Annotated in this window: 20 protein-coding genes and 1 pseudogene; 11 read left to right on the top strand and 10 right to left on the bottom strand. The window is 42.6% G+C overall.

Features of this window, described 5'->3' with window-relative positions:
* Nucleotides 1-13: 13 nt before the first annotated feature.
* Entirely contained in the window at nt 14-1042 is a 1029-nt protein-coding gene (locus J7529_RS18785) for an AEC family transporter (RefSeq protein WP_318730245.1), read from the top strand.
* A gap of 19 nt (nt 1043-1061) precedes the next feature.
* Here J7529_RS18785 and J7529_RS18780 read toward each other — a convergent pair whose 3' ends face one another.
* Nucleotides 1062-2075, bottom strand: coding sequence for a Gfo/Idh/MocA family oxidoreductase (locus J7529_RS18780; protein ID WP_318730244.1), 1014 nt, complete (start codon nt 2073-2075; stop codon nt 1062-1064).
* Nucleotides 2076-2327: 252 nt separating this feature from the next.
* Between J7529_RS18780 and J7529_RS18775 the strand changes: the two genes are divergently transcribed.
* From J7529_RS18775 to J7529_RS18755, 5 genes are all read left to right on the top strand, one after another.
* Complete coding sequence (locus J7529_RS18775; protein ID WP_318730243.1) at nt 2328-4301, top strand: hypothetical protein; 1974 nt, start codon at nt 2328-2330, stop codon at nt 4299-4301.
* A gap of 156 nt (nt 4302-4457) precedes the next feature.
* Entirely contained in the window at nt 4458-5831 is a 1374-nt protein-coding gene (locus J7529_RS18770) for an ABC transporter substrate-binding protein (RefSeq protein WP_318730242.1), read from the top strand.
* A 52-nt stretch (nt 5832-5883) separates the two neighbouring features.
* Nucleotides 5884-9060, top strand: a complete 3177-nt coding sequence (locus tag J7529_RS18765) for an ATP-binding protein (protein WP_318730241.1) — start codon at nt 5884-5886, stop codon at nt 9058-9060.
* A complete protein-coding gene (locus tag J7529_RS18760; protein ID WP_318730240.1) occupies nt 9032-10441 on the top strand; it encodes an adenylate/guanylate cyclase domain-containing protein in 1410 nt (469 codons plus the stop codon). The genes J7529_RS18765 and J7529_RS18760 overlap by 29 nt, the downstream gene beginning before the upstream one ends.
* Nucleotides 10442-10443: 2 nt before the next feature.
* Nucleotides 10444-10824, top strand: coding sequence for a response regulator transcription factor (locus tag J7529_RS18755; RefSeq protein ID WP_271944351.1), 381 nt, complete (start codon nt 10444-10446; stop codon nt 10822-10824).
* A 3-nt stretch (nt 10825-10827) separates the two neighbouring features.
* Here J7529_RS18755 and J7529_RS18750 read toward each other — a convergent pair whose 3' ends face one another.
* From J7529_RS18750 to J7529_RS18735, 4 genes are all read right to left on the bottom strand, one after another.
* A complete protein-coding gene (locus tag J7529_RS18750) occupies nt 10828-11427 on the bottom strand; it encodes a tRNA-(ms[2]io[6]A)-hydroxylase (protein ID WP_413038921.1) in 600 nt (199 codons plus the stop codon).
* Between the two features lie 104 nt (nt 11428-11531).
* The gene (locus J7529_RS18745) at nt 11532-11966 is read right to left on the bottom strand and encodes a PIN domain-containing protein (RefSeq protein WP_318730238.1); all 435 of its coding nucleotides are present in this window, start codon (nt 11964-11966) and stop codon (nt 11532-11534) included.
* Nucleotides 11966-12184, bottom strand: coding sequence for a hypothetical protein (locus J7529_RS18740; RefSeq protein ID WP_318730237.1), 219 nt, complete (start codon nt 12182-12184; stop codon nt 11966-11968). Before J7529_RS18740 ends, J7529_RS18745 begins: the two co-directional genes overlap by 1 nt.
* Nucleotides 12185-12343: 159 nt before the next feature.
* The gene (locus tag J7529_RS18735; RefSeq protein ID WP_318730236.1) at nt 12344-12493 is read right to left on the bottom strand and encodes a hypothetical protein; all 150 of its coding nucleotides are present in this window, start codon (nt 12491-12493) and stop codon (nt 12344-12346) included.
* Between the two features lie 111 nt (nt 12494-12604).
* On the opposite strand from J7529_RS18735, the gene J7529_RS18730 reads away from it, so the two are divergent.
* On the top strand, nt 12605-12841 hold the full coding sequence (locus J7529_RS18730; protein ID WP_318730235.1) for a hypothetical protein: 237 nt from the start codon (nt 12605-12607) through the stop codon (nt 12839-12841).
* Nucleotides 12842-12843: 2 nt separating this feature from the next.
* Nucleotides 12844-13245 carry a type II toxin-antitoxin system VapC family toxin gene (locus tag J7529_RS18725; protein WP_318730234.1) on the top strand — a complete coding sequence of 134 codons (402 nt, stop codon included), beginning with the start codon at nt 12844-12846 and terminating at the stop codon, nt 13243-13245.
* An 82-nt stretch (nt 13246-13327) separates the two neighbouring features.
* Here J7529_RS18725 and J7529_RS18715 read toward each other — a convergent pair.
* Nucleotides 13328-17091 (bottom strand): annotated as a pseudogene (locus tag J7529_RS18715) (HEAT repeat domain-containing protein); the annotation flags it as partial.
* Nucleotides 17092-17667: 576 nt separating this feature from the next.
* On the opposite strand from J7529_RS18715, the gene J7529_RS18710 reads away from it, so the two are divergent.
* A complete protein-coding gene (locus J7529_RS18710; RefSeq protein ID WP_318730231.1) occupies nt 17668-17934 on the top strand; it encodes a hypothetical protein in 267 nt (88 codons plus the stop codon).
* Here the strand turns inward: J7529_RS18710 and J7529_RS18705 are convergent.
* The 4 genes from J7529_RS18705 to metH form a co-directional block, all read right to left on the bottom strand.
* A complete protein-coding gene (locus tag J7529_RS18705) occupies nt 17918-18370 on the bottom strand; it encodes an HNH endonuclease signature motif containing protein (protein ID WP_318730230.1) in 453 nt (150 codons plus the stop codon). The two genes, J7529_RS18710 and J7529_RS18705, sit on opposite strands and share 17 nt — an antisense overlap.
* A gap of 10 nt (nt 18371-18380) precedes the next feature.
* Nucleotides 18381-18665: a hypothetical protein gene (locus J7529_RS18700; RefSeq protein ID WP_318730229.1), complete on the bottom strand. Its 285-nt coding sequence runs from the start codon at nt 18663-18665 to the stop codon at nt 18381-18383.
* Nucleotides 18666-18752: 87 nt separating this feature from the next.
* On the bottom strand, nt 18753-18983 hold the full coding sequence (locus tag J7529_RS18695) for a hypothetical protein (protein ID WP_318730228.1): 231 nt from the start codon (nt 18981-18983) through the stop codon (nt 18753-18755).
* Nucleotides 18984-19198: 215 nt separating this feature from the next.
* A complete protein-coding gene (gene metH, locus J7529_RS18690) occupies nt 19199-22744 on the bottom strand; it encodes a methionine synthase (RefSeq protein ID WP_318730227.1) in 3546 nt (1181 codons plus the stop codon).
* Between the two features lie 207 nt (nt 22745-22951).
* Here metH and J7529_RS18685 point away from each other — a divergent pair, with 207 nt between their 5' ends.
* Together J7529_RS18685 and J7529_RS18680 are read left to right on the top strand one after the other, a co-directional pair.
* The gene (locus J7529_RS18685) at nt 22952-23374 is read left to right on the top strand and encodes a hypothetical protein (protein WP_318730226.1); all 423 of its coding nucleotides are present in this window, start codon (nt 22952-22954) and stop codon (nt 23372-23374) included.
* A gap of 51 nt (nt 23375-23425) precedes the next feature.
* On the top strand, nt 23426-24934 hold the full coding sequence (locus J7529_RS18680; protein ID WP_318730225.1) for an EcsC family protein: 1509 nt from the start codon (nt 23426-23428) through the stop codon (nt 24932-24934).
* Nucleotides 24935-25172 lie beyond the last annotated feature (238 nt).

The following is a 25172-nucleotide window of genomic DNA, read 5'->3' as shown; positions in this document are numbered from 1 at the left end:
AGTTTAAGCTATTATGACTCCCTTAGTTGAAAATTTACTCAACCTGTATATTCCTTTAATTGGCTGGACGCTATTAGGATGGGGTATTGGCAAATATGTGATTGGCACCATTTTACCCAAGAATATCAGTCCTTATTTAGGGAAAGGATTATTTTTGTTTGGTGTGCCCATTAGTATTATAGCGTTTTTACGAAAAACGGATCTTTCCGGGGGGATTTGGATTGCACCATTAACAGCTTGGATTGCGATCGCGGTGGGAGCTGCATTTGCTTGGACTTGGATCGATCTGGGGGTGAGCGATGAACGGTTGCGAGCCATTGCTCGGGGGTTAAATCCTGCTTTGGAAGGGCCTCAAAATGCTGTTGTTAGTACCAGTAGTTGGAGTCAACCGACTCAAGGCAGTTTTATGCTGGCGATGATGTGCGGCAATACGGGTTACTTAGGATTTCCTTGCGTTTTGGGGTTGGTGGGAGAAGACTATTTTGGCTGGGCTCTATTTTACGATCTGCTCGGATCGGCGATCGCCGTTTATGTGGTTGGGGTTGCCCTCGCTTCCTACTTTGGCAGCAGCGATCAGCAACAGGAATCTGTCTTACAAAGAACCTTAAAAGCCACCCGCAATAATCCTGCATTTTGGAGTCTATTATTTGGCTTAGGATTTCGCTATGTGCCCCTTCCAGATACGATCGAAACGACTTTATATAATGCCGCTTGGATGGTCGTCAGAATTTCTTTGGTCTTAATTGGCATCAAGCTTAGTGAACTTAAAACCCTAGGAAAACTAAAAAAAGCCTCCACTTGCTTATTAATCAAAATGCTTTTGGTTCCCTTAGTAGTCGGCACTGGATTAATGTTTTTTGGAGTTGATGGACCACCTCGGTTAGTGATGGTATTACAAATGTCTATGCCTCCCTCATTTGCAACTTTGGTGATTGCTCAAGCCTATCATTTAGACCAGGATTTAGCGGTTACCAGTTTAGCCCTTGGCTCTATTATCTTATTGTTCACTTTGCCGATTTGGGTGTGGTTGTTTGGCATTTAGGTTTGGTGCGTTACAACAATTATTTACTCAATTGAATATTGTAGGGAGATTCATATGCAGAATATAACCAGCCATGTACAGCTTGGGCAAACTCTAAATTATTCGTCCCTTGTTGTAAATGCATCCTAAAGTTTTCAAAAACTCCTTGATAATGGGTTACCATACGTGCTTGTTCTGTCGCACAATCCGCAATAATACTCGCCTCCCCTTGAGGATCTGTTAAAACCAGGCTTTCTCGATCGTGGTCTAACAGAAGTTCATGTCCCGTTTGAGCAAACTGTAAGTAGGTTGTTTTGCTTTTTATCCCTAAACCCCAATGGGTTTCAATCCATCCTCGACCAGCAAGATTGTTTTGTGCCGTCGGAAATCTGAATCCCACTTGACTATGAATATCTCGATCGGGGTTGGTTACATCTGGGGTAAAATGAGATTGGGTTAGTTCTAAAGAATGAACAATTTTGCAAATGACACTTAAGGCATTGACTCCAGAATCCATCCAACTGGAAATCAAATGATAGAAATCCGATTCAACCTTTCCACTAACACAATAGGGGTCGTAAAAATGAGCAAAAAATCCAGTGATCTTTCCATATACATTCTCTAAGGCTTGTTGATACTCCAGAAACCACAAGACCTCTGCTCCAAAAGCAGCATGAAACGCGATAATGAGGGGAACCTGGGCTTGAGATGCTTGATTGATTAAGGCTTCCCACTCGGTTTTAGAAGCGGTAGCCGGTTTTTCTAACAGAATGGGTTTTCCCCAAGATAAGGCTTCCTGCGCTACCGAATAGTGACTGGGGGAACTGGTGGCGATGATTACAGCATCTGGGTTCACTTGCTTGTATAGTTCGTGAAGATTTGTAAAGGCGGGACAATGGGGAAAACGATGATTCCAGGCCTCGACCTTCTGGCGATCGCGATCGCTAACCCCAACCACATTCAAACCCTCTACCTTCGCTAAAGCTGGCCAATAATAATCCGTCACTTGACCTAATCCAACAATTCCTAATTGAAACGAGGAAGCTTGAGTCATACTAATTGGGTGCTAAAGGTTACACACTTAAAATAACATTAAGGTTAAAGACTATCCGGTTTGTTCTAGCATTCACTGTATAATAAAACTATTATATCTAATTCTAAACAGTTTTAGGGTGTTCGAGTCTCTTGTAACGAACTTCATCCATTTTTTGTGTAGACCAAAATAATGTTTCCTGAATCATCTAACGTATCCTCTATAAGCGATTTCAACTCCAACCCACGAGAGACTTCTAATTCCCTCTCTCTAATGCTTCTTTTTCATCTCAATTATGCTTTTTCATCCATCGAGATCGACCAGCGTCCTATCGTCATGGAACAATGCTATTGGCCTATCCTTAAATTAGTCTCTGAGCTGGACTTGCCCGTAGCCATTGAAGCGACAGGTTATACCTTAGAAGTAGCATCGCAAGTCGATCCCAAATGGGTAGATGAATTACGTTATTTAATTAATCAAGGCAAGTGTGAATGGGTGGGAAGTGGATATGCACAAATTATTGGTCCGATTGTACCTTCAGGCGTAAATACAGCTAATCTCTATTGGGGACATCAGGTTTATGAACAGATCTTAGGGATACGTCCAGAAATTGGGTTAATTAATGAACAAGCCTATTCTGCTAGTTTGGTTCCCCATTATTTGGAAGCGGGATATCGCGCCATTATTATGGAATGGAATAATCCCTATCGATATCATAGTGAATGGCAGTCTGAATGGCGTTATTACCCCCAATATGCTTGTAGCCAGAATGGCGAAAAAATTCCCATTATTTGGAATGATTCAATCGCCTTTCAAAAATTTCAAAAATATATTCATGGAGAAATCGATTGGAATGAGTATTTAGACGAATATTTAGTCAATCATCTTTCTGAAAACAACCGAACCTTGATGGTGTATGGAAATGATGTTGAAGTCTTTAATTTTCGCCCAGGTCGATACACAACAGAGGCAAAAATAAAATCAGATGAATGGCAGAAAATATATGACTTATTTAAAAGTTTGAAAGAGGATAATCAATTTGAATTTATTCGTGTCAGCGATGTCTTAGAGCAATTATCATCACCTCTAGCGGGTCATAATCTATCATTAGAATCGTCGGAAGATCCGATCCCAGTTAAGAAACAACGAAAGTATAATATCACTAGGTGGGCAGTAACCGGTACAGATTTAGAGATTAATAGTCGATGTTGGTCAATTTATAATGCTCTCAAGGATCGGGTTAGTTATACAAATCCAGTTTGGCAAGAGTTATGTTACTTATGGGGTAGTGATTTTCGCACTCATATTACACCAAAGCGCTTTATAGACTACGAGCAACGCTTAAGCACTCTAGCTCATCAGTTAGGCCTGGTTTTTGTTTCGCCTAGATTGAGGTCTGGAGATTTGGATGTCCCCTTGCCTTCTGAACTTAAGGTAGAACGACACAATAAGTGGTTAATCTTGGAAACCCAAAAGATTAAACTCAGGCTCAATTGCGATCGCGGGCTATGTATCGATCGATTATGGTTTAAGGAAGTCTCGTCGAACTGGTTGTGTGGTAGTTTACACCATGGATATTATGATGATATTGATTGGGTAGACGATCATTTTTCGGGTCATTTAGTCTTTGAGTCTCCTGGAAATTCATGCATTCATGATTTAGAACCCGTAAATCCAGTCATACACTTTGACCCAGATGAGGAAAAAGTTTGGGTGACGGGTTGGGTAGAAACACCATTAGGATCGATCCAGAAACAAGTAGGGATTGCGATGAAAGCGGGTCAAGTCGATCTAGGGTATCAGTTAGACTTTCCTAAAAATGTTGTCGGTTATTTGCGCTGTGGGTATGTGATGTTAAATCCTAAGGCGTTTGACTTAGATAGTTTATTTTTTGCTACCCACAATGGTGGAGCAGATCTAGAAAAGTTCCCCTTAGACTGTAAGTCTTTCGATCACTATCGGAGAGTTTCTTCAATGGTTTCTTCGATGTGTGGGTTAGGGATAACAGAGGGAAAAGTGATTTTAGGTGATTCTTCCCACCAGATCCAGGTTAGTATAAATAAGTCAGAAGCTGCTTTATTGGGTATGGTAACAGCTCAACTGATTGGCGAAAGTTATTTTTTCCGATTGGCTTTTTCAGCCAGGGAAGTAGATGAGACAGCCAAAAAATATTTATTTGATATCATTAATCCGGAAAAAAGCCTCTCAGTTTATCGCTTATCGATTACAGCTCAATCTTCATCTTGATCATTTTTCTCGGATCGGAAGTATAAAGAATAGCTAAAAATCTTGATTAATTAGAGATAGGGAGTACAGACTGATTGTCAACCGTTTTTAGAGGAGCATGATACGCTATTATGGCATCGCTCTTACCTATGCATCAGTAGTGTTGGATATCAGATTATGAAACGGCGGCAGTTTACAAATTTATCTCTATTTTTGCTGGGTCTGACTTTGGCTAACTGTGGTCAAAGTCAAGACTCTCCGACAGGCATTACCAGTAGTAGTGGTGATAGTGTTCGGATTTGGTGGAGTCAGGGCTTTTATCCAGAGGAAACGGAAGCTATCCGTCGGTTGGTACAAAAATGGGAAGAGGATAGTGGCTTACCTGTAGAACTGACTCTTTATAGTGAAGGTGATATTCTTCAAGAGGCCGAACGGGCGATCGCCACTGGAACCCCTCCTGATGTTCTGTATAGTCATGATGCAGATTTAACGTTTATTCCCAAACTCGCTTGGAATAATCAGTTGGCGGATGTTTCCGATGTGATGGAACAAGCAACATCTGTATATAGTCCAGCAGTCTTGAATGCAGTTAAATACTTAAATAAAACCACCGGAGAGCGAAGTTATTATTCAGCACCGATCACTCAAACGACTAATCATATCCATTATTGGCAACCGTTACTCTCTTCCATTGGTCAAGGAGAACAAGCAATTCCTGAAGGTTGGGATGAATTTTGGGCCTTTTGGGAACAAGCACAAGCTCCCTTACGGAATGAAGGACGAAGTAATTTTTATAGTATGGGATTACCCATGTCCGCTTCAGCTTCAGATACTTTCTTTGTGTTTGAGCAATTTTTGGCAGCTTTTGATGTGGAATTGGTTAATAGTGCCGGAGATTTACAAGTGGACAATGCCGGAGTGCGTGAAGGAATTGCACAAGCACTATCGACTTATGCCCAGTTTTATCAACAACAATATGTTCCTCCAGAAGCCACAAATTGGGGAAATGCGGATAATAATGTGACTTTTTTGAGTCGGTCCACTTTGATGACGATTAATCCTACCTTGTCTATTCCCGGATCGCAACGACAAGATCAAAAGACTTATCAGGAAGAACTTTTGACAACGCCTTGGCCCAATCAGCCCAATGGCGATCCGATGACTTCAGTCGTTTCCGTTAAGCAAGTTGTGATTTTTAGCGCATCCAAGCATAAGGAGGAAGCGAAGAAGTTTTTATCTTATTTGATTGAGCCTGAAAACCTCGCTCTCTATATTAAAGGGTCTCAAGGGCGATTTTTCCCGGTTATGCCTCAACTGTTGGAAGATCCGTTTTGGCAAGATTCTAGCGATCCACATATTTCAACAGCGTCTAAACAATTTTATCGGACTCGTCCATTTGCCCAAGCTTTGAATCCGGCCTATAGTGAGGTACAAAGCCAGAATCTCTGGGGGAAAGTGATTACTGAGATGGTGACGAAAGATTTGTCAGCTCAAGCTGCCACGGATCGGGCGATCGCGGCCATTAAAACCATTTTTCAGGATTGGCAGTAACTTTCCTAGTACATAGGTACATTGAATCCTACGTTTCTTTGAGGCAAGTCTTATGCTGAAATTTCTCCGAAAAAGTCTGCTGTCTCAGTTGGTGACTTCTTTTTCCCTTTTATCCTTAGTGACGGTAAGTTTGGTCGCGATCGCTGCTTATGTTCGAGCGAGGGATTCCTTGAGAGACTCAGTATATAATCGCTTGCAAGTTGCCACTTCCCTCAAAGAATACCAACTTGATGATTGGGTACAAACTCAGTATCAAGATGTACTGTTATTAGCAAAATCTCCCATTATTCTCAAGGAAGGGCAATATTTACTCCGTTCAGATGCTGAAGCTTCCACCCTCACCACCAATTCAGATCCAAAGGATATCATCATTGCCCAAGAACAGTTGAAAGAGTTGGGCTATTATCAAGGAGACATTGATGGGATGTATGGCAGTGGAACACAAGCGGCGATCGCCGAGTTTCAAACGTCTCAAAACCTAAATCCGGATACTCCCTTAACCTTAAAGACACTCAACACCTTAATTGCCTATGAAAGCATTTCTCAAGAATTAGCAGAATTTTCCCATGTTAAGCCCAGTTTACAAGAAATTTCTCTGCTCACAACAGGAGGTATTGTTGCCTTCTCCACCAATAAAACCAAAGAGAAAACCTATCAACCCTTAGGGACAACCACCACCTATTTTACTGAAGATCAATCGACCACAGTTATCCCTACTTTTTATACTTCTCCCATTACCCGAAAATCAGCCATCACCTTTGCTACACCGATCCTCGATCAATCCGGTCAACGTCTGGGAGTCTTAGCCGTCGATCTCGATCTCCAAGGGATTGATGATATTATTCGGGAAAAAACAGGCTTAGGTGAAACCGGTGAAACCTATCTAATTGGTCGATTAGGAAACCGAAATGTGTTTATTTCTCAACAAGAAACTGGACCGACACCAGCAGATGCTGTAAATTCTGATAATCGAGAAGAATTAAAAGAAGTCAATAGCTTGGGTATTGAACAAGCGACTCAAGGCATTGATGGGGTAGGCCTTTACAGAAATTATAAAGATACCCCAGTGATTGGAGCCTATGTCTGGATGGCCAATCAAAATCTAGCTTTATTAGCAGAAATGAGCCAGGCTGAAGCTTTTGCACCGGCACATCAACTGTTGAAGGAGATTTTGCAAATTGGGTTAAGTGCAGCTTTATTTTTACTGATTATTATTTATTTGATTTCTCGTCGGATCACTCAACCGATTTTGGGGATTACAGAAACAGCCATTCAAGTCAGTGCTGGAAATCTGCGATCGCAAGCACCTGTGTTAACAGAGGATGAAATTGGAACGTTAGCACAAGCATTTAATCAGATGATCGATCAACTGCAAGAATCGAAAAATGAGTTAGAAAATCAGGTGACAGCCGCCACACAGTCTCTACAAGATACCCTGGCGAATTTAACTTCAATTATTGATAATATTGCTGATGGTTTATTGGTTACAAATACAGATGGAACGATTACTCAAAGTAACCAAGCATTATTCAAGTTATTTGGATTAGAACAAGGAAGTTTGGTCAACCGAAGAAGTGAAGATATTTTTGGGGGAACGTTTGCTGAACTGGGATTAAAAGTCAAAAAAAATCCCGAAAACATCTTCAACTCAGAAATGGATTTATCGGAAAACCGAATCGGGAAAATTGTCGCCACCGGTGTTTTCAAAAATGATCCCCAATTAGGGCAGCAATTTATCGGTTGCGTTTTCTTAGTCAGAGATATTACGGCAGACAAAGAAGTAGATCGGATGAAAACCGAGTTTATTTCTACAGTTTCTCATGAATTGAGAACGCCTTTAACTTCGGTTTTAGGATTTGCCAAACTGATTAAGAAAAAACTAGAAGAAGTCCTCTTACCTAGGATTGATGTTACCGAGAAGAAAGTGGAACGTGCAGTAACTCAAGTAAGTACAAACCTAGACATTATTGTCTCAGAAGGTGTGCGTTTAACCGCGTTAATTAATGATGTTTTAGATATCGCCAAAATGGAAGCTGGGAAGGTTGATTGGAAGAATCAGCCAGTGGCTATTACCCAGGTGATTGAACGAGCGACAGTCGCGACAACCTCCCTATTTAGTCAGAATGGTATTCAATTAGTCGTTGAAGTTGAGGAGAATCTACCCAGTATTCTCGGAGACGAAGATAAATTAATGCAAGTTGTGATTAATTTAATCTCTAATGCCGTCAAGTTTACCGATCGAGGGACGGTGAGCTGTAAGGCACAAAAACGAGGTGAAACCGTAGTTGTGCAAGTGATCGATACAGGGATTGGAATTCAAGAAGAAGATTTACCCAAAGTGTTTGAGAAGTTTAAGCAAGTCGGCGATACTTTGATTAATAAACCCAAAGGGACAGGTTTAGGATTGCCCATTTGCCAGGAAATTATTGAGCATCATGGAGGGCATATTTGGGTAGAAAGTGAAGTGGGTGTGGGAAGTACATTTGCATTTTGGTTACCGATATCAGAAAGCAAAGGGGATATGGGTTGGCCTCAGTTAGTACAAAAGTTAACGAATGTGTCTCCAGATTATCAGGATGATCAGCAGCAAAGACGACGAGTGATTTTGGTTGTTGATGATGATGCTAATATTCGAGAGTTGTTGACTCAACATTTGGATATGGAAGGCTATGAAGTGCGACAAGCCGCAAATGGACAGGAGGCGATCGCTCAAATTAAGCAGCAAAAACCCGATTTAGTGGTTTTAGACGTGATGATGCCAGAATTGAATGGATTTGATGTAGCTGCAATTCTTAAAAATGATCCAGAAACCATGCAAATTCCCATTCTGATGATTTCTGCTGACGATCGCTCCGAAAGAGGTTATCGTATTGGTGTAGATCATTATCTGACGAAACCCATAAGCTCAGAACAATTTTTACAGAGAGTGCAGACTCTGCTGAAGCAACAATACTCATCTAAACGAGTTTTAGTCTTCGATCAAAAATCTTCAAGCGCACAAACTTTAACGGAAATTCTCCAAGCTCAAGGATATCATATGAAAGTTATGAATACGGAGGACGCTCTGTTTGCTGCTCATCCCGATTTGGTCATTACTGATGTGAATATATCTAATACTTCTAGATTAGTAAAAACTTTAAACTTTCAAAAAGGCAATGATCAAATCATTGTTTTGTTATTAGAGAATCCCCTTATGCAGAATGGCCATAAAACTGAAGTCATTAATTAATAAATCAACCACTCAAACCTTGATTCAAGAGTGTGTTGATCTGTTTCCTGGAAAGGTAGGCATTTTCGATGCAAATAGAAATTTGTTAATGGGTTCTGTCCATCCTTTCTTCCCTCAAGAATATGCAGTTAAAGCGGAAGGAGAAGTGATTGGCTGGGTATGTGGAGATCAAGGCAGTTCTGCGATATCCAGTTTATTAAACTATCTGGTGCGTCAAACTCTTTCTCAAAAAGCATTGGTTAATGAAACTCTAGAGCGATACAAAGAAATCAATCTCTTATATCGTATTTCTGAGGAGATGAGTGCTTGCTTAGATATGAGGTTGATTGCTGAGTTAGTACTCAAAGAAGCACGAGACATTATTGAGTCTACTCAAGGAGCAGTTTTATTAGTTGATCCAGAAAATGAACGCTTTACGACTCTAGCTCAATTTGGAGATTATCCTTCACAACTGTCCAATTTAGCGATTGATGAGGGGATCATGGGTTATGTCCTATCGACAGGAGTGGCTGAAGTCATTAATGACGTAGAACATGATTCTCGGTTAACTGAAATCGATCGTTTGAATCAGGCATTAATTTGTTCTCCGCTCAAAAGTCGGTATGAGGCTTTTGGGGTGATTTGGATCGGTCATTCTGAACCCATCGATTATCGAGCCGCAGACTTAAAACTGTTGACTGCTTTAACTTCTCAAACGGCTAATGCAATGGAAAATGCTCGTTTGCATAATTATCAGTTGCAAGAGGAACGCATCAAAAGTAATTTAGAGCGGTATATGTCTCCGCAATTGGTCAAAGCTATTATCGATAATAAGGAAGAAAGTTTACTGAAAACGGGTAAAAAAGATTTAGTTATGCTCTTTTCCGATATTCGCAATTTTACTACTCATTGCGAAATGCTGGAACCAGAAACCATGGTGGAATATTTAAATATTTATTTTACCCATATGGTCGATGTGATTTTTAGCTATGGGGGAACGGTGAATAAGTTTGTAGGGGATATGATTGTTTGTATGTTTGGCGCACCCGCTCCTTTAGAACAGAGTGAAAAAAAAGCGATTCAAACGGCGATCGCCATGCAACAATGCTTACAATCTATACCCGTTCCTTGGATTCGAGAAAATTTCAAAACGGGTATCGGTATAAGCTCAGGTAAGGTTGTTGTCGGCAATATTGGCGCTCGTCAGCATGTTGATTATACTGCAATTGGAGACAAAGTCAATACCGCGTCAAGGTTGCAGTCCATAGCTGAAGGAGGACAAATCCTAGTGGATCGAAGCATTTACGATCGCACCGTTGACTACTTTAATTTTAAGGAGGTAGGATTAGTGAATGTCAAGGGTAAAACACAAACGGTGGAGATCTTCGAGGTTTTATACTGATAATGGATAAGAAAGTGTTAATTGTGGATGATGAGAATCATATCAGAATCCTGCTAGAACAAACCCTAGAAGAGCTGGAAGATGAAGGGGTAGAACTATTATTCGCAGCAGATGGAGAAACGGCAGTAAATTTGATTAAAGAAGAGCAGCCTAATCTAGTCTTTCTAGATGTGATGATGCCCAAAATGAACGGGTTTGATGTCTGTTATCAAATTAAAAAACAACCGGATTTGAGGGGAGTCTACATCATCATGCTAACCGCTAAAGGGCAAGAGTTTGACAAGAAAAAAGGGGAAGAAGTCGGGGCTAATTTATATATGACTAAACCGTTTGATCCCGATGAGTTGTTAGAAAAGGCTCGGGAGATTTTAGGGTTAGAATAAATTTCAACTATGAATCCGGGGTTCTGGATGTAAGTTAGAGAGCAAATCACTCTCAACTTGCGCCAGACTTTCTAGGCGAGATTGGACAATTTCTCGATCACAATAGGTGGTTGCTAAAATCCAGTAGATCCCATAATGGCGCGCTTCAGAAGCCATTAAAGAGCGATAAAATTTTGCCAGTTCTGGATGGGGAAGATGTTTCGCTAACAGTCCGAGACGTTCGTGGGAACGGGCTTCAATGAGGGCAGAAATCAACAGAGAATCGAGCATTCGTTCCGGTTCAGACGGCCGAATTTGGGCTTTTAATCCCGCACCATAGGGAGGTGCAGAAAGGGGAGCCAGAGGAATATTGAGACGCTCTAACCATTGATTGACTTGCTCAAAGTGTTCGAGTTCTTCGCGGGCGATCGCCGTTAGCTTCCTCACCAACACCTGACTGGAGGGATAGCGGAACATCAGGTTGAGCGCGACTCCGGCTGCTTTGCGCTCACAATGGGAATGATCTAAGAGGATCGTGGGAATATTGGCGATCGCCTGTTCCACCCAAGCCTCAGACGTGGGGTGTTGCAGAAATTTGATTTTTGGTAATTCTTCCATAAGCAATTCGCACTGGCAATGGGTAATATAGTTGATTGGAATAATAATGAAACGCCCCTACAATTATGTCTCATGTGGTATAATCTGGTCAGTATTTTTACTTAAATTCATTAGTGACTGAAAGGATTAATGATAGTTAATTGATGATCTACAATTAAACCATCTTGCATATCTTCGGAATAAAGAATGTTTGCATTACCAGATAAAGCACTGGCCACTATTAAGCCATCCCAAAAAGATAGATGGTAGTTCGTTCTCAATTGAGATGCTCTTTTCAGAATAGAAGTTTTTACATCTATCACTTGACATTGTTGCTCAAATTCTTCAATGAGTTGACTGATTTGTGTTTCAGAAAAATTAACTTTTCTTTTTAAAATAGAACAAGTTTCATTGATAACCTGTGTACTGACTACGATATTGTTTAGATTAGTCAATGAAACAGCTATTTTGCGTTTTCTAGCATCTTCTTCGGGGTCTGGATCTTGATCGGCTAAGAAACGATATAACCAAATATTAGAATCAATAAATATTTTTTGCTCGCTCATTATTCTCTTTCGTGAATTTCATCTCTCGTTAGTTTACTCCATCCTTTGACACTAATGGGGTTTTCTGCCAATCGATCCATTAATCTTGGTTTGGCTCTTTCTTCTGAAACAATAATCACTTTAACGTCACTTCCGGCTTGAATATTGTGTTGATATTCTGGCGGAATTTCTATCATCCCTTGTTTTATTTTTGCTTTAAATTCAAAGTAATTAACCATTTTCAACGTCCTTTTGTCTATCAACTTATGGATATTTTAACCTAAAAGGGAGAAAATTTCTTGGATGTTGGGACTTGGCGTGGGGTTCAGAAACCGGGTTTCTATCAAAATCTCTGGTTTGTAGAAAAAATTGTCGCAGAAACCCGGTTTCTCAGATGCTTAAATCTCCTCTAACCAGGTTTCAATGGCAGAGATTAGATTCTCTTGATTGGGGGGAAAGCCTTTTAACGGCGCTTCTAGGGGTTCGTCAGTTAACCAGGCTATAGCAACAATATTGGTGAGGAAAGCGGCAAAAGGCGATGAGTTCATCCCTGGGAGAGCAATGGGTGATGAGAATGGCGAGTTTGGGGAGATTTTGGTGCAGTTTGAGTTTCAGTTATACTACAATTAATCATAGCTCAAGATCAGGAAGTAAGCCAAATGACCACACAACAATTATTAGAAAAATGGCAGAGTTTAGACTCTGAAGAACAGCAACAAGTTCTCGCTTTTATTGATGCGATTTATCAAACAAAAAAAACGACTAAACCGAGTTCCCCGCTTGGAGAAAAATTAAGGAAAATCCGCCAAGAAATTATAGAATCTGGGATACCCTTGTTAAGCTCAGAAGAAATCCAACAAGAAAAATCCGAACGTCGTGGAGGCTATGTAGACTAATTATGATCCGAACGTTTGTTGATGCTGGAGTGTTAATTTATGCGGCTCGTGCTGAGAATGAAATGGCTGAACTCGCTTTACAAATATTAGAGGATGACCAGCGAGAATTTGCTTCTAGTATTTTTCTGAAATTAGAGGTTTTGCCAAAAGCCATTTATCATCAACAAATTAGCGAGATAAAATTTTATGAAACTTTTTTTGATGCAGTCACTTACTGGGCGAACGATATCAACACTATCATTGAACAAGCCTATCGAGAATCTAGCCAATTTGGACTAGGGGCGATGGATGCTTTGCATATTGCGGCGGCAGTCTCAGTTGGAGCAACGGAATTTATCACCAATGAAAAACCTCAAAAGTCAATTCATCGAACTCAAAGTATTAACGTTATTTCCCTATTGTAGCTTGTTACTTTTTAGCGAACTAGAAACCGGGTTTCTTCAAATCTTGGATAAGCAGGAAAAGTTATGGCAGAAACCCGGTTTCTTAAATCTCCTCTAACCAGGTTTCAATGGCTGATATCAGGTTCTGTTGATTCGGAGGAAAGCCTTTTAACGGCGCTTCGAGGGATTCGTCAGTTAACCAGGCTACAGCAACAATGTTGGTCAGCTTGCGGCAAAAGGCGATGAGTTCATCTCTGGGAGGGCAATCGGTGATGAGGATGGCGAGTTTGGGGAGATTTTGGCGCAGTTTCAGTTGTTTCAGGTGTTGGCGCAGTTGGCTGGCTGTGGTGACGGCTGGGGGATAGTCTTCATCAGGGAAGGCTTCGTCCCAGATGAGTTGGCAGAGGGTTGAGGCGATTTCGCTGGTATCTGTTTCGTCGGCGAGAATGTCGGCGTTGAGGCAATAAAGGGGCAGGTGTTGCAGGGATTCGCGGGTGAAGGGAGAGGCGAAAGTTTGTTCGCCGCTATGGGGGGTTTGTTCCGTGACTTCGGGATGGGGGGTGGTGGGGGGATTGTGCCATGCTTGATAAAATTGGGGATAGGGGAGATTTTCGGCACAGTGCCAGATGAGTTCGTAGAGCTTGTTTGGGTACACTTCATAGCTGAGGTTATTTTTTAAGGCCGAGACAACTCCTGCATATTGTGGAGGTGTGGCAAGGATTTTTTCTAAACTCTCAACTGCTCGGCTCTGGGTATTGTAATCCTCAGTAGTTGCGATAATATTGACCAAAGCAGCAATAGCTTCCGGATTTCCATGTCCAATTTCCCCCAAACTATCAGCTACGACTGCACAGGTAAATCCATTCTGAGTATTTTTAATACGTTTGACTAAACTCTTGATTGCTTGATAATTACCTGGGTCTATTTTTCCTAAAGTCTTAGCAGCCTGCCACTGAATAAATTTACCCTTAGTATTTTCTATAAGTTGAAGCAAGCAAGCGACAACTTTTAAATTTCTTGCTTTAATTTTCTCGAAACTCTCAATAGCCCGCAAACATATCTTTTCATCTTCAGTGTTTTCAATCATATAGACAAACTCTTAATCACTTTAGAATTTCCTGGATCAATTTCCTGTAAACTATAAGTAGCTTCCAAACACATATTTTCATCTTTAGTGTTGTCAATAATATTGACTAAACTCTTAATTACTTGAGAATTGTCTGAGTCGATTGTCCCTAAAGTCTTAGTAGCCTGCAACTGAATCAATTCATTCTTCGTATTTTCGATAATTTCAAGCAAACAAGCGATAACTTCATGATTTCTTTGGCCGATTTTTTCTAAGCTCTCCAAAGCTCGCCTACAGGTATTTTCATTTTTAGTGTTTTCGATAACTTCGACTAAAGCAGTCATCGCTTGTCGATTCCCTGGATCAAGAATACCTAAACTCTCCGCCGCTTGTCTACGAAGCTCTTGATACTTTGCATTTTTTATAACTTTTACTAAACCAGCAATTGCCCTGGAATTTCCTGGATCAATATTGCCTAAACTCTCAGCCGCCTGCCTACGAGTATTTTCATTGTCAGTATTTTCGATAGCTTTGATTAAAGCATCAATAGCTTGTGGATTTCCAGGGTTGAGTTTCCCTAAACTCTCAGCCGACTGTCTGCAAATATCTTCATCTTCAGTATCTTTAAGAACTTTGACAAAATCAGCAATAACCCTAGAATTTCCTGGGTCAATTTTCTCTAAAATCTCTGTCATCCGTCTCTCGGTATTTTCATTGTCAGTATTTTCGATGATTTGGATTAAAGTATCGATAGCTTGTGGATTCCTTTTTGCGATTTTTTCTAGACTTTTAGCTGCATCCCAAATGTTAATTATATCTCTAGGATTTTCGATACACTCAACTAAAGCATCGAGGGTGTGCTGATTTTCTCCTGCGATATCGCCTAAACTTATAGCAGCCAAACAAAGTGTATTGCGATCTTTGCAATGTCGAATAATTGCCAAAGTTTCTTCAATAACAAGTTGTCGAATTGTTTCTGTTATAGTCTTGGTCGCTTCATGTTGAATCGGATAGAGAAATAAGTGGAATTTCTGTTTATCAAAAAGATAACATGCTCTCCACTGTACAACCTGCCTGACAATCTGAGCAGCCACAGAACAAGCCTTAAATTCATTAATTACAGCAGCCGCTAGAAAGTATGCACGATATTCATAAAATCCTCTATCTACTTCCTCAAAATTCCACTCTCCACAACCATCATCAAACTCAACCAATTTCTGAACAAATGCCTCCTTCTCCTCATCCCTAACATCCTCACGCCCCAACCACAACAAAATCACCTGCTTCCACTGGGGTTCAAAAATCCGATACCGCTTCCTCTTCACCGGACAGTCAACATGATTCTTCGGTAAAAAATAATCCCAATTCTCCACCACCAACGCCGCAAAATACTCCTGAAACGTCGCATGATAAAACCCATAAACCTTTTCGCGGGGATTTTCCGCCGCCACCCCCACCTCATTCAACCAACCCAACCGTAATACCAAGGAATCCTCGTCGAGTTCTCCAAAATATTTACACACCAACCGATGAGTTAACCGAAATCGGCTGGTTTCCGCCTCTAGGGATGCCTTCGCCAATGCTCCCAAAGCTGCATTTAAATGTTTTTTTTCCTCTTTTTCGACAGTAAATGCTTTTTTCTTCCACGCATACATCGCCTCCACAAAACCCGCATACAACTCCGCCATCGTTTCCGGTAGCGCATCCTCCACCTTCCAAGTCGCACATAACAAGGTTAACCGCAGGGGATTGCGGCATAAATCCTTAATCCGTTCCTTCCCCGCAGCTTGCAATTCTGACCACAAAGATTCTGCCAACTGGACAGCTTCTCCTGACTCAACCAACCCCGGAAACCACCTGCGGATAAACTCCTGCACTTGTTCGTCCTGAAACGGTTGGGTGAGATAGGTTTGAAATCCCTGTAACTGGCTGGGGTTCGCTTGCCACAAATTCAAGCGACAGGTAACAATTATCCGAGCATCCGTCACCCAACCTCGGAATTTCAAAGCCTGTTGGTCTGTCTGGCTCATCTCATCCAAGCCATCCAACAGTAACCAGACTGCACCCCCCTTAAATTTCTGCTCCCAGTCGGCTTTAATTTCCTCTCTGGACTTGCCTAATGCCTCTTTGAGCCATTTTTCCTCTAAATACTCTCCCAAAGGTTGACTGCCCAATTCTGCCAAGTCAACCCAAATCACTAAATCATCGGTTTGTTGTAATAACCAAAAAGCTAATTTCTGAAGTAACGTCGTTTTCCCTGCCCCCGGTTCTCCAATAATGGCAATCTGTTTCTCCGTGCGTTTGCCAATAATTTCATCAAGAAACTCTCGGTAAGCAAACCGTTTCTCTACTGTTTCTTCTTGCCGAGCGAACAAGTCCGAACCCCTTGCTGGGTCAATATCTTGGCCGTATTTTTCGTTCTGACTCCGTTTCGGTTTCACCAGGGCCAAATCAACAAATAAATCCTCATCAATTAAGTTGCGATTCCCATAAACCTGACCTAAAACCGTATTGCTGGTTAACTTTTTCCGGTCAATTAACATCCGACGACAGACATCTTGCCATTCATCAATGGCATATTCCACCTCAAAATCCCCAATCTTCTCACCAATCAACCGTTTCAATTGCTCATACCCGGTTTGGGAACTCTCCAAAATCAGGAGAATACTTCCTTCCTCAACTTTGGCAATAGAGAGGCTTTTATCCTTGAGCAGGTTTTGCAGAGTTTGGGCAATTTCCTTGAGTTGGTCTTGCGCGTCCTGATAGTTTCCCCTCAGTCCTAAAATGCAACGGTTTAGAACTTCCGACGGTTGCTCTATCTGAGTTTGTCCCTCTTTCCACTCTGTAAATTTCACTTCCCATAACCACTGGTAAGCCAGTTCCCAAGGACTTTCGCCTTTCGGATATCGACCTCGCTTCGTTTCTGGAATATCACAGCCATGTTCCCGAAAGACTGGATAAATCTTCTTTAACTCATCTTGGATTTTCTGTTCTGGATTTTCGGGCTTTTTTTGCCAAATCAGTCCCAAGTTCTTATTAAGCTTATCCGCATTCTCAGTCGCGAAACGACCCAGAAACGCCGTCCGCGTATCTCCATAAAGCTTGTACTCAGTAGCCAACTCTTCTAAAAACTCCTGCTGTTGGGACTTGTCGCTCATAGACTCGCCTCGCTCAACTCTCTCTTCATTTTACTCTCTCTATGTCCTTTGTGTCTCTGTGGTTCATTTCCACCACGAAGACACGAAGATCACAAAGGAAAATAGAAAACCTTCTATTTGTTTCTATTTATTGCTAATTTTATATCTATTTTTTCTTTCCTATGGTGAAACCAAGAACCCTAAACCCTTGATTTTACCTAATTTTTAACGGAGGAAAAGATGGAGAGTCTACCAGAAAATAAACTGCCTTTTGAGATTTATCTCTCTGCCACTGAGAAAGTCAAACAACGGGAAGCTTTAGAAAATGCCTATACAAATTTTGTCGAACCCCAAGTTAATCAACAGATTGAAATTCCAGTTCATCTCTTACCCCCTCCTCCCGTCAATTCTTCGGTTTGTTGCTCTGTCTGTGGATGGTTGCTGGTGACTTTGCTGTATTGTCTATGCATCCATTTCAGGCGATCGCATGTTAATTTGGGTGAATAGGGCTAATATCTTCTGGTGGTGGATGTCGCCCAATTTCATAATCTGCTGCTCGAATACCTAAAATTCGTTCTCGATTCAAGGCTAATGCTTCAATAGTCGCTCGTCCCGTGGGAGTCATACCAATAAGTTGTAAACAATCGTCCGACCAACGGAAATGTTCCCGCCACCCATTACACCTTGGATTATATAATGCAACACTTTCCCCCGATTGAGGATCGATCGCAGCTTGAGAGCGACCCTTCCGACGGTTGCAGTGAAAACAGGCTAGAGCCAAGTTATTCAGGTCATTAGAACCACCTTCAGCAAGGGGAATAACATGATCGATTGTAAACTGAACATATTGCCACTGTTCTGAAGCATGACAGTATTCACACAAGCCTTTAGCCCGTTGTCTGACTTCCGCTTGTGTCTGTTCAGAAATCCAAGGACGAGACATGATAAAGTTTTTAAGATTGAGGACTAGAAGAAAACGCAAGATTGCGAATGGTGCGATTCACAAAGCTCAAATAATCATCCACTTCTTCATAAGCATCTAACTCTTGTTCCTCTAACTCAGTTAGACCTTCAAGCTTGTGTTTATCTAACAGACTCTCAATCCGAGATTGTACATTTCCTGACGCTCGAAAAATAGGAATTCCAGATTGTAACTCAATTCGGACTGCTCCCTCTAGCGGTAGGGAAGCGGGTAAAGAGTTTAAAGGGGGTAGGGTAGAATTGGATGATATCATCATTTCTTTGAATCGATTAGTCTAGTTTTAGGCAGTGTTAGCTGATTATTAAAGTAATAAATCAGAATATTAGTATCCAGAAGGTATTGATTAATCATCCCATTCTTGCCTGATTTTAACTTGAAACTCTAGGGCATCGACCTGTTTCGGCAGAAAACCCTGCCATCGCTTTAAGTTTAGGGAAGGCGAATTTTCACTCTCGTTTTGTTCTGACATAGTTGCCCTTTGCTCAACAAGGTGAGCTAGGTCTTGTAAGAGATGCTCTTGTTCATCTCGACTCAAGGATTGAGCCTGATGAAGTATTTCTTGGTAAGTGGACATGGGTTGAGCTAGATTGATGGATCGATCGCTATTTTAGCTTATCAATTTTCCAGAGACTAGAAACCCGGTTTCTTCAAATGTTGGATAAGCAGGAAAAGTTATGGCACAAACCCGGTTTCTTCAAATGTTGGATAAGCAGGAAAAGCTATGGCAGAAACCCGGTTTCTTAAATCCCCTCCCTGTGTGTTCAAGAGAGGGGAAGATGTCAAAGGTGCTTATGGGCTAAAGTATTTAGAAATTGGATGGTGGGTGATAATGGCGCTTGTCGATTGTTCGGGATAGATTTGCTCGCTCTCGTCCATATACATATTAATGCGATCGCTCCCCAGCAGTTCCAATTGCTTATACTGGTCTTCCATATTCGGACAAGCAGGATAGCCGAAACTATAGCGGGAACCGTGATAGCGCTGTTTGAACATATCGCGCACATTATCCGGTTCTTCATCCCCAAAGCCTAATTCGCGGCGAATTTTGGCGTGCAACCATTCTGCCATTGCTTCGGCAGTTTGCACCGCCATACCATGGAAATAAAGATAATCGGAATAGCGATCGCCGGCAAACAACTTCTGCGCATATTCCGTCGCCACTTCTCCCACCGTTACCGCGTGCATCGGGAACACATCCATCACCCCGCTCTCCTTCGGTGCAAAGAAATCGGCAATACACAAGCGACGGGAGCGTTTTTGCCGGGGAAACTCAAAAGTGTATTTCACCGTTTTCGCCATTCCCCCATTCATTTCCTCGGCATCATAGACAAACACCGTATTGCCTTCCGACTGAGCAGGAAAATAGCCATAAAGCGCTTGGGGCTTCAAGATATTTTCGTTGAGAATCTTCTCTTTCCACTCGTCTAAGATGGGATAGACTTTCTCTTGCAAGAACTCATCGTATTCTTCGCGGGACTTATCCTTCGGTTTTCGGAACTGCCATTGTCCCACAAACAAGGCTTGCAAATCCAAATACCAAAAGACCTCTTCTAAAGGAATATCTTCCGGTTGCAAAATCTGATTCCCCCAGAAAGGAGGAGTCGGACGGGGAATATCAATGTCCACGGCTTCCGAACGTCGGGTATCAATCACCTCTGGTTCTGAGGGTTCTGATGGTGCTGCCGTTTCTTCTCCCGTTTCCTCTACTGCATAGCGATTGCCATTGCCATTGCCCTCTTCATCCAAAAAGCCTTGGGAATCATCCCAATTATTTTCCGCTTTCGCTGGCATCAACTTGTCCATAAACGTCAAGTCAGAAAAGGCATCTTTTCCGTAAATCACTTGACCTTTATAGGCATTTTGGCAATCTTGATAGACAAACTTGGGCGTTAGAGCAGCTCCCCCCAAAATCACAGGAACCGTAATTCCTTGCTCGTTAAACACCTCCAAATTATCTTTCATAAACGCCGTCGATTTCACGAGCAAGCCACTCATGGCAATACAGTCGGCGTTATGCTCGCGATAGGCATCAATAATGTTATCGACGGGCTGTTTAATGCCCAAGTTAACAACTTTGTAGCCGTTATTGGACAGAATAATATCCACCAAATTCTTCCCAATATCATGGACATCCCCTTTCACCGTGGCAATCACAAAGATTCCTTTGGAACTATTTCCCGATTCTGATGTTTCCATGAGCGGTTCCAGAAAAGCTACCGCCGATTTCATAGTTTCTGCTGATTGCAACACAAAGGGAAGTTGCATCTGTCCTGAACCGAACAAATCCCCAACGACTTTCATGCCATCGAGCAGAAAGACGTTGATAATTTCTAGGGGCGGATACTGTTCTAAAGCCTTTTTCAAGGAATCTTCCAAACCAATACGCTCGCCGTCGATGATATGGTTTTTCAGGCGCTCTTCAATAGGCAGATTTTCATCCACGGAGCGATCGCGCTTCGCCTTTTTCCCGGCAAACATTTTGGTCAGTTCAGCCAGGGGATCGTAGGTGCAAATGTCGCCATCAAATTCCCGTTGGTCGTAGATGAGTTTGCGGCAAACTTCTTGATGTTCCGGTTCAATTTTCGCCAGGGGTAAAATCTTGCTGGCGCTGACAATAGCGCTATCTAATCCGACTTGCATGGCTTCATGCAAGAACATAGAGTTGAGGACAATCCGGGAGGCGGCGTTTAAGCCGAAGGAGATATTGGAAACACCAAGTAAAATATGACATCCTGGTAATTCTGCTCGAATCCGGCGAATGGATTCTATGGTTGCTTTTCCGTTCTCTCGGTCTTCTTCAATCCCGGTGGAAACCGGTAGCGCTAGAGTGTCAAAGAATATTTCGTGAGCAGGGATTCCATACTCAACGGCTTGATTATAAGCCCGTTTTGCGATTTCAAACTTCTTATCCGCCGTTCGCGCCATGCCATCCTCATCAATGGTTCCCACAACCACACCAGCGCCATATTTTTTCGCCAGTTCTAAGACTTTCAAAAATCGGGGTTCTCCATCTTCGTAGTTGGTCGAATTGAGGATACATTTTCCGCCAGCCACTTTTAACCCCGCTTCCATTTTTTCCCACTCCGTGGAATCTAACATTAACGGCAGGGTATTATTGTTGACCAAACGGGAGGCGAGTTCGTTCATATCGCGCACCCCATCTCGACCCACATAATCGACGTTTACATCTAAAATATGGGCCCCTTCTTTGACTTGGGCTTTACCTAAAGAAACCAAGCCATCCCAGTCTTCATTATTGAGCAGGGTACGGCATTTTTTGGAGCCACTGGCGTTGAGTCTCTCGCCGACAATGAGGAAGGAATTATCTTGCTCGTAGGGTTGGGGACTATAAATGGAAGCGGCTGAGGGTTCAAATACGGGATTGCGTTCTTTGGGTTTCAGGGTAGCGCCAATTTCTGCTAATTGTTGAATATGATCGGGACGAGTTCCACAACATCCGCCAATCACTTGCACACCCCAATCTTCAACAAACCGATTGAGAGCCATGCGTAACTCCATGGGGGTGAGTTTATAATGGGCATGACCGCCAACATTTTCCGGGAGTCCGGCGTTGGGAATACAGGAAACGATGAAAGGGGAATGCTCGCAGAGATATTTAATATGATCGGCCATGCGATCGGGACCGGTGGCGCAGTTTAAGCCTAAGATATCAATATTGTAGGGTTCAAGAATAGTTAAAGCTGCGCCAATTTCGGAACCAACTAACATGGTTCCCATGACTTCCATGGTGATGGAAACCATGATTGGGCGGCGTTCTCCTTTGCGTTCAAAAACAGTTTCTACGGCATTTAATGCGGCTTTTATTTGTAGAACGTCTTGACAAGTTTCAATAATAAAGAGGTCTACATCCCCATCATATAATCCTTCGGCTTGTTCGATAAAGGCGGCTTCTAAGGTATCAAAATCAATATGTCCCAAGGTGGGTAATTTGGTTGTCGGCCCCATGGAACCAGCCACAAACCGGGGTTTGTCTGGGGTAGAAAATTCGGCCGTGATGCTTTTCGCCAGTTCTGCGGCGGCTTTATTGAGTTCGTAGGCTTGGTCGGCTAAATCATATTCAGCGAGGACAATGGAGGCTGCTCCAAAGGTATCGGTTTCAATCACATCACATCCAGCACTGAGGAAATCACGGTGAACTTTGGCGATCGCCTCTGGCTTAGTTTTGATTAAATATTCATTACATCCTTCATATTCTGGGCCTCCAAAGTCATCTGCGGTTAAGTTTTGGACTTGGAGATTGGTTCCCATCGCGCCATCAAACACGATGACGGGACGTTCTGGACTGTGTAGACGGTTCAGGAAGGCACTATTCATGGGAACGATTTTGAAAAAGTTGACAAGCTTATTTCTTTATTGTACTGGCGATCGGGAGATGGGGAAATGGGGAGAATGGGGAAGATGAGGATATGGGAGTGGCAGTAGTGTATAATTTGAGAGTAATTATCCAGAATCAATGATTAAATTCTACGTTCTGAGAGCGTTGGGTTTAATATGCTGCACCTTAAAGGGAGGGCCTGCCCTATGAGTAGCTCTGTACAAACCCGTGTGGTTGAACTCGCCAAACAAGGTAACCCGGATGCGATCGCCTTAATCCTCAATCGGCAATTGCAACCGAAAGGCATTAATACAAAAGTCACCTGCAAGGGTGAGACATTGAATTTAGTCCTGGAAGGCACTCCAGTCCCGCCTCAAGCTGTTTTCGTCAAGGTTTTGACCAAATTCTTTAAAAAACTAGAGATCTGCTCGGTGAGCCAAATTAAGGTCTATGGGAAGGAGGCGGAGGAAGAACTTCCAGAATGGCAACAGGTGTTAAAGTTGCCGACAGAGGAGGAAACGGAGCCTTTAGCAGCAGCGCAACAGGGGAAAGTAGGAGCGATCGCCGAAATCCTCAACCGTAATCTCAATCCCAAGGGGTTTACCGCGCTGGTAATAAGTGAACCCTAAGGCTTATGGGTAAGTGTAGAATCCTTAAATGGGCCGCCTCAAGCTAAGTTAGTGGAGATTTTAGAGAAGTTTTTTCTGCAACTGGGGGTTAACTCCATTCAACCCGTCACTATCGTGGGCAAAAAAACGAGCGAAACAAGGCCGATCTGGGAGCAAACCCTTCAGCTTATTCCAGAAACAGCCATTGTTCCTGCACCAGAAACGGAGATCTCGCCAGTCTCAGAACCAGAGAAAAGATTCGGTTGGGGTTCCCTATTTGGAAAAGTAGCCGATGCAGCTACAGGTGCAACGGAAGCCATGGGAAAAGCTACGCAAGCAGTGAGTACCTTAGCCGGAAATGCGGGCAATACTGTGACTGGAGCAATGGGTAAAGCTGGAGAGAGTGCTGGCAGTGCGATTATCCAAGCAACCGGGGCGATCGCCAATAAAGCGATGGCAACCGGAAATAGTGTAACTCAAGCTGTGGGTGAAGTGACGGGAAAGGTGAGTCATGCGGCTGGGGAAACTGGAGGGGCGATCGCCAAAACCAGCCTAGAGATGGCGGAAAATGTGGGTAATAGTGTCCTTCAAACTCCCGATCGTCTGAATAACCTGCTCAAATGCATGGAAGAAAATCCCTGGATTGAACCCCTCACCCAAGCCCTGAAAACGGATTGGATGTTAGAAGCGATCGACACGGTTGATGTCGTTAAAACCAAAGAATCAATTCTGCAACTTCAGCAACAATTGCCCGATTACACCCCCGATCAAATTAGTCACAAAGTGATGATTGACAAAGCCCTATTAGTGGGTGCAACGGGAGTCGCCACGAGTATTCCCGGTTTAAGTTTAGCCTTATTAGCTGTTGATTTAGCCGCCACTACCGCCTTACAAGCGGAAATGGTGTATCAGATTGCCTATGCTTACGGCTTTGAACCCGAAGCACCAGAGCGTAAAGGAGAAGTTTTAGCCGTTTTTGGACTAGCATTAGGGGGCGCTCAAGCCATTAAGTTCGGTGGACAATATGCTGTTAAAGCTGGGTTAGGCGTGTTCAAATCTGTACCATTAGCCGGTGCAGTCATTAGTGCCAGTGCCAACGCCGCCCTACTGTATGCTTTGGGCTATGCCGCCTGTCGGTTTTACGAAGCTAAATCCAGTCCAATAGTCATGGAAGCAACCTTAGAAACCCTACAAGAAGAAAGCCAGCACTATCTCGAAGCCGCCATTACCCAAGAAACGATTATGGATCAGATTTTAGTCCATATGATTCTGGCGGGAAATCCGGATAAAACCTGGGAAGCTTTGCTTCCCGAATTAGAACCCATGTATCTTGCTCCTACTTCCTTAGAAGCCATTCGCCAGAATATCCATAACCCTCCTCCTCTGGAAGAATTACTGCCCCAAATCACCCCCGATTTTGCCTTATCTTTAATGATGCAATGTCAAAAAATGGCAAAACTCGATGGAGTTGTGACTCCAGAAGAAGCCCAAGTTCTCAACTTACTGAGCCAACATTTTTCTGTAGAAGGAGAAGCCCAGCAAGGGTTACTCGAAGATTTAGAAGACGTGATAGCCCATTAACCATTAAAACGGCCCAGACTCAACCCCATCCTTCTGTCCACTCCACAACTGCAGCATCGGGATCTCCCGTGTGTCCTCCCAGTTATATTAACGGCGACACATTTCTTAACCTTCCATGCAGTAAGCACACTCTACAAGTGCTACAAATTGTAGAGTTTAAATCTTGTAACCCTCCATTGTATCTAAAATTTAAATGAAGACAATCAGTAAAAGTCTTTTGCTAGAAAGATCTGTCTCC

The organism is Roseofilum sp. Guam (assembly GCF_017746735.1).
In the GTDB taxonomy this organism is placed as follows: Bacteria; Cyanobacteriota; Cyanobacteriia; order Cyanobacteriales; family Desertifilaceae; genus Roseofilum; species Roseofilum reptotaenium.
Note: the sequence above shows the minus strand (reverse complement) of the source record. Positions and strands in the feature narration are given on the sequence as shown.

Coding starts and splice junctions, on each gene's coding strand:
- J7529_RS18760 (WP_318730240.1), top strand. CDS start 9,032: ATGGCCATAAAACTGAAGTCATTAATTAATAAATCAACCACTCAAACC.
- J7529_RS18770 (WP_318730242.1), top strand. CDS start 4,458: ATGAAACGGCGGCAGTTTACAAATTTATCTCTATTTTTGCTGGGTCTG.
- J7529_RS18730 (WP_318730235.1), top strand. CDS start 12,605: ATGACCACACAACAATTATTAGAAAAATGGCAGAGTTTAGACTCTGAA.
- metH (WP_318730227.1), bottom strand. CDS start 22,744: ATGAATAGTGCCTTCCTGAACCGTCTACACAGTCCAGAACGTCCCGTC.
- J7529_RS18775 (WP_318730243.1), top strand. CDS start 2,328: ATGCTTCTTTTTCATCTCAATTATGCTTTTTCATCCATCGAGATCGAC.
- J7529_RS18705 (WP_318730230.1), bottom strand. CDS start 18,370: ATGTCTCGTCCTTGGATTTCTGAACAGACACAAGCGGAAGTCAGACAA.
- J7529_RS18700 (WP_318730229.1), bottom strand. CDS start 18,665: ATGATGATATCATCCAATTCTACCCTACCCCCTTTAAACTCTTTACCC.
- J7529_RS18755 (WP_271944351.1), top strand. CDS start 10,444: ATGGATAAGAAAGTGTTAATTGTGGATGATGAGAATCATATCAGAATC.
- J7529_RS18710 (WP_318730231.1), top strand. CDS start 17,668: ATGGAGAGTCTACCAGAAAATAAACTGCCTTTTGAGATTTATCTCTCT.
- J7529_RS18785 (WP_318730245.1), top strand. CDS start 14: ATGACTCCCTTAGTTGAAAATTTACTCAACCTGTATATTCCTTTAATT.
- J7529_RS18780 (WP_318730244.1), bottom strand. CDS start 2,075: ATGACTCAAGCTTCCTCGTTTCAATTAGGAATTGTTGGATTAGGTCAA.
- J7529_RS18740 (WP_318730237.1), bottom strand. CDS start 12,184: ATGGTTAATTACTTTGAATTTAAAGCAAAAATAAAACAAGGGATGATA.
- J7529_RS18765 (WP_318730241.1), top strand. CDS start 5,884: ATGCTGAAATTTCTCCGAAAAAGTCTGCTGTCTCAGTTGGTGACTTCT.
- J7529_RS18685 (WP_318730226.1), top strand. CDS start 22,952: ATGAGTAGCTCTGTACAAACCCGTGTGGTTGAACTCGCCAAACAAGGT.
- J7529_RS18695 (WP_318730228.1), bottom strand. CDS start 18,983: ATGTCCACTTACCAAGAAATACTTCATCAGGCTCAATCCTTGAGTCGA.
- J7529_RS18725 (WP_318730234.1), top strand. CDS start 12,844: ATGATCCGAACGTTTGTTGATGCTGGAGTGTTAATTTATGCGGCTCGT.
- J7529_RS18745 (WP_318730238.1), bottom strand. CDS start 11,966: ATGAGCGAGCAAAAAATATTTATTGATTCTAATATTTGGTTATATCGT.
- J7529_RS18735 (WP_318730236.1), bottom strand. CDS start 12,493: ATGAACTCATCGCCTTTTGCCGCTTTCCTCACCAATATTGTTGCTATA.